We start from the raw sequence: 5,075 nt of genomic DNA, 5'->3' as shown, positions 1-5,075 counted from the left end.
GCCCCGGAGGGGGCCTCCCCTCTGCCGACCCCAGCCCCGGCCCCTGGGGCGCGCCCCGCGCCGCCGACCATCCCGCGCCAGACCCGCTCCAAGCCGGCGGCCGACGCCCCCGGGGACGGGGCACCCCCGGCGACGCCGCCCCCTGGGCCCGTCGACGGCGGGTCGGGGGAGCCGTCGTGATACTCGGCGTCGGGGCGGCCGTGTGTGCGGCCGTCTGTTACAACGTCGGTCTGCTGGTGGAGAAGCAGGCGCTGGGCGCGCTCCCGCCGTTGCGGCTGGGCGCGCCCCTCGCGCTGTTCCGGGCGCTGTTCGGCAGACCGACGTGGCTCGCCGGGTTCGCGCTGGTGCTCGCCGGGCTGGTGCTGCAAGTGGTCTCGCAGGGGCTGCTGCCGATCACCGTGGCGCAGCCGCTGCTCGCCGTCGGTCCGGCCGTGCTGGTCGCGGCCTCCGCGGTGGCCTACCGGGAGGCGCCCGCCCGCGCCGACCTCGCGATGCTCGGGCTGCTCGCCGCCAGCACCGTGATGCTCGTGCTCAGCTACGACCCGCATCTGGACCCGGTGGGGCGCGGCGAGCACCCCGCCTCCGTGCTGACGGTCTGCGCGCTGGCGGCGGCGGGCGCGGTCGCGGTGCTGCTGCCGCGCGGGCCGCGTTCGGGCACGGCCTACGGGGTGGCGGTGGGGCTGCTCAACGGCGCGGGCGGGCTGCTGGCCAAGGCACTGGCGGTGTCGGCCCGGGACGGCCGCCGCTCCCTGCTCGCCCTGGCGGAGCTGCCGTACCCGTGGCTGCTGGGCCTGTTCTCCGTGCTGATGCTGGGGGTGATGCAGATCGGCCTGCAGCGCTCCCGCGCGGCCACCCTGGTGCCCGCGCAGGTGATCACCGGCAACGCGCTGGTGATGGTCGCGGGCGGGGTCATCTTCCACGAGCCGTTGCCCTCGGATCCGCTGCGGCTCGGGCTGCGGCTCGGGGCACTGGCGGTCTCGCTGCTGGTGCTGGCGCTGCGGCCGCCCGCCGCGTCAGCGCGGGGTGTGGGCGGCCCGGTGCAGGGCCTCGTCCACGACGGCGGTGAACCGCTCGACGGTGGTGTGCCAGCGCAAGCCGAGCGCGCGTCCGCGGGCCGCCGCGCCCATGGCGCGCCGCCGGGCGGGTTCGAGGGCGAGACCGGCCCAGGCTGAGGCGAACGCGCCCTCGGTGGGGGCCAGCAGTCCGGTCGCACCGTGCGCGACGGAGTCGGTGAGCCCGGGGATGCGGAAGCCGACGGTCGGCGTGCGGCGCACCGCGGCCTCGGTGACCACCAGCCCCCACCCCTCGACCTGCGAGGGATGCAGCAACAGCCAGGCTTGACAGAGCAGTTCGTGCTTGGTCTGCTCGCTGATCCGTCCGGTGAAGACGACCTGACGCCCGGCCAGGGCTTCCAGGCGCTCGCGTTCGGGGCCGTCGCCCGCGACGACGAGGGTGCCGCCGGTGACGGGGCGCACCCGCTCCCAGAGCCGCAGCAGCAGGTCGATCCGCTTGTACTCGGCCAGCCGGCCCAGCGCGAGGAAGAGCGGCTCGGGCGACTCCCTTGGCAGCGCGGCGGGTTGGGCCACGTCCTCGACGCCGTTGGTGACGACGCGGATCCGCTCGGGAGCCACGCCGATCTCCACGAGCGCCTGGGCGGTCGACTCGGAGACGGCCACGAAGAGGTTGCCGCGGTGGACGCGCGGCAACAGCACGGTCTCCGCGTAGCGGCCCAGCGCGGCGATCGGCCAGGGGTAGCGCAGCGGCCACAGCTCGCGGTGAACGTGGTTGACCAGGCAGACGGCCGGGGTGCGGGGGGACCAGGCGGGGGCGAGGTAGGGCAGGCCGTTGCAGACCTCCACCAGCAGGTCGACCCGGTCCAGCGAGCGGACCGCCCGCGGCGCGGTGAGGAACTGGCTGTACGGCCCGCCGTTGCGGCGCACCCGGTAGGGGCGTCCGGCGCCGACCGGGCCGCCGCAGACGAGAGTGGTCGGGTGGCCACGACGGGCGAGGCCCTCGGCGAGCTTGTCGACGAGCAGCTCCGACCCGCCTGCGGCGGGGCTGGCGAGGTCACGCAGGGAGAGGAAGGCGATGTGTGCGCGGGACGCCGTCCGGGCCCGGGTGTCGTTCTCCCGGGACGGCGGCCGAAGGACGCCTGAGCGGTCCACCGGGGTGCCTTTCGTCGAGTACGGGGAGAAGGGCGCGCCAACCCTAGAGGGTTGATGACAAAGCGTCAATAACTTCTTACTTGCGAGTAGTTCTTCAGTGCTCGCAGGAATTATCGACAAGCACGCCGTTATTGACGGTGCGTCAGTTCAAGCTCTACGGTCCGGAGACACCTCGCGCACGTGCTCCGTCGCCACCATGTCCGGCAGCCCTCTGGGGGTCCGATGAGCCACCGCGTCAGCGCCGCCGTCCTGCTGTCCGCCGGCGTCCTGCTCGCCGCCACCGGTCCGGTCCTGCACTTCGGCGTGCTGCCCGCCGTCCGCGTCGCCCCGTGGGACCCCGCCGACACCACCGTCTCCACCGGCCAGGGCACCTACCTCGACCCCACCACGGGAGCGCCGGGCACCGGCCTCGTCACCGTCACCGAGCACATCCAGGGCGACCCCGTCGTCGGCCGGGAGCACCACGCCGCCGTGTGGACCATCACCACCCGCGTCGACACCCCGAGCACGCTGGCGCTCACCGACGCTCGGCAGGCGCTGCAACTGAGCGTGCACCGCTGGACCTTCGACCGCGTCACCAACCAGTACGTCCCGTGCTGCGGCGCCGACACCGGCCAGGGCGCGGACGCCTTCCGCAAGTTCCCCTTCCACGCCGACGCCCTGAGCTACCGGCTGTGGGACCCCGAAGCCGGGCGGGCCTTCCCCGCGCAGCTCGACGGCACGCGCGAGATCGACGGCCACACCTTCAACGCCTACGTGCAGACCATCCCGCCCACCGAGGTCGGCACCCTGGCCGTCCCGCCCGGCGTGCTCGGCGTCACCTCGAAGGACGCCACCGTCGAGGCCCAGGAGTGGTACCAGAACCCGCAGACCGTCACCCTGGTCGACCCGGAGACCGGCACGCCGGTCTCCGTCACCACCCACGAGATCGTCACGCTGCACCTGCCCGGCGACACGCGCCACTCGGCCACCGCCCTGGACGTGACACTGCGGACCACCCAGGACACCGAACAGCAGCTCGTGAACCAGGCCACCGGGCAGGCGACGGAACTCTCGCTGCTCGAAGGGCCGGTGCCCTGGCTGGTCACGGCGCTGGGCGCGCTGTTGGCCGTCCTCGGCGGCCTCCGGCTGCGCCGCGGAGCGGCTCCGGCCGCACCCGACGTGCCGGCCGGCGGCCCCGACGTGCCGGCGGAGTCGACGGCGGAGGGGGCGTGAGCGCGCGCGGCGGTCCGACCCGAGCCCGGACCGGAGGGGACCAGCCACCCGCGGCCACGGCACTGCGACTCCTGGCCGCCGCCGCCCGGCACGGCGTCGGCGACCCCGCCTACCAGCGCCTGCACGCCGCCTACCGGGTGCGGCGACTGGACCGCTTATTCGGACTGGCGGACCGTCAGGTGGTCGCGGTCGGCACGGACGTGTGGCGGGCTGACGCCTTCCGCACCGCCGGGGCCCGCTGCCTGGCGGTGGAACCGGGCAGGGCGGACCACGCACGCTCCGCGTCCGCGGGGGCCGCCGTCGCGCCGGAGGCGGGAGCCGGGGCGCGCGTGGTCGCCGACGGCTACTGGCTGCCGGTCAAGGACGCCGCGGCCGATCTCGCCTACTGCGACGGCGCGCTACCCGGCGGTCCCGACGCCGTCGGCGTCGTGGACGAGCTGGTCCGCGTCACCCGCGTCGGCGGCCTCGTCTGCCTCTCCCTGATCGGCGTCCGCGGTCCCCTCGTGCGGCACCTCCGGCGACGCGAGGACCTGGCGCTGCTCACCCGCCCCCCGATCGTGCGGCTGCTGGGCCGCCGCACCGAACTGGTCCTGCGGAGGACGGCATGACCACCCCGGCGACCCGCTTCACCGCGGTCGACGAGACCGCCGACCTGATGGAGCGACGCGGTGAGCCCAACCTCATCTACCTGGAACTCGCCGTCGCGGGACGCCTGGACCCCGAACGGCTGCGCGCCGCCGTTCAGGTCGCCTTCGCCGCCCACCCGGCCACGCGCTCGCGGCGCCTGCCGACCCCGCCCTGGCGCACCCGCAGCCGCTGGCAGGTGGTACCACGGCCCGAGGCCGATCCGCTGACCGTCCGCACCGGCCCCGACCTCGACCTCGACGCCGAACGGCGCGCCCTCCTCGACCACCCCCTCGACCTGCGCCAGCCACCGCTGCTCCGCCTGCGCCTCCTCACCGGCCCGCGCGACGGCGACCGCCTCCTCCTGGTCGCGCACCACGCCGGCTTCGACGGCATGGGCTTCGTCGGCGTCCTGCTGGCCGTCTGCGCGGCGTACAACGCCGAGTCGGCGCAGAGCGCGGTGGACCATGGCGAAACCGCGCCCGTCGGAGCGGCATCGCTTGGTGCTGCCCGACCCGAGACCGCGCATAGCGGAACGCCGCACGGCGGGGCGGCGCGCGCGCAGGCCGCGCATCGCGCGGCGGTTGCCGGTACCGCGGGCCGCGAGCACCGACCCCGTGGGGTCGCAGCGGAGGCAGAAGCCCGCCAGACCGCGGGTGTTGAGGCGCCGCCCGTCGGGGCAGCACGACCCGAGACCGCGCGAAGCGGTATGCCGCACGGCGGGGCGGCGCGCGCGCAGGCCGCGCATCGCGCGGCGGTTGCCGGTACCGCGGGCCGCGAGGCTTCGACCCGCGAGGCCGCGCGGGATGAGGAGGCGTGGTCCGGCGACGTCGTGCGGGGGGCGGGGCCTGGAGCGGGAACGCGACCCGAGGCGGGCGTGGGCGGTGGGGCCGCGTCCCGTCCGCTGGGCAGGGTGTCGCCGGCCGATGAACGGCCGGTCGCCGGTAGGGCAGGCAAGTGGCGCGGGGTGGTGCCGCCGGGGCCGGTGCGGTTGGCGCGAGAGCCTGCGGCGGGGCGGCGGCGGGGGTACGGGCTGGGGCGCTCGGGTTCGATTCCGAGGGCGTGCCGCGC

Annotated in this window: 3 protein-coding genes and 1 pseudogene; 3 read left to right on the top strand and 1 reads right to left on the bottom strand. The window is 75.8% G+C overall.

Annotated features, from left to right (window positions below):
• Positions 1-1,013: 1,013 nt before the first annotated feature.
• Complete coding sequence (locus TR48_RS12310) at positions 1,014-2,165, bottom strand: glycosyltransferase family 4 protein (RefSeq protein WP_042366109.1); 1,152 nt, start codon at positions 2,163-2,165, stop codon at positions 1,014-1,016.
• A 222-nt stretch (positions 2,166-2,387) separates the two neighbouring features.
• Here TR48_RS12310 and pgfA point away from each other — a divergent pair, with 222 nt between their 5' ends.
• The 3 genes and pseudogenes from pgfA to TR48_RS12295 form a co-directional block, all read left to right on the top strand.
• Positions 2,388-3,380, top strand: coding sequence for a cell envelope lipid trafficking protein PgfA (pgfA, locus tag TR48_RS38815; protein WP_052442609.1), 993 nt, complete (start codon positions 2,388-2,390; stop codon positions 3,378-3,380).
• On the top strand, positions 3,377-3,988 hold the full coding sequence (locus TR48_RS12300; protein WP_042366108.1) for a methyltransferase domain-containing protein: 612 nt from the start codon (positions 3,377-3,379) through the stop codon (positions 3,986-3,988). The genes pgfA and TR48_RS12300 overlap by 4 nt, the downstream gene beginning before the upstream one ends.
• Positions 3,985-5,075, top strand: a pseudogene (locus tag TR48_RS12295) (hypothetical protein); the annotation flags it as partial. The gene TR48_RS12300 and the pseudogene TR48_RS12295, both read left to right, overlap by 4 nt.

This window comes from Streptacidiphilus neutrinimicus (genome assembly GCF_000787815.1).
GTDB lineage: Bacteria > Actinomycetota > Actinomycetes > Streptomycetales > Streptomycetaceae > Streptacidiphilus > Streptacidiphilus neutrinimicus.
The sequence above is the reverse complement of the archived record's forward strand: the minus strand, read 5'-3'. Positions and strand labels throughout refer to the sequence as shown.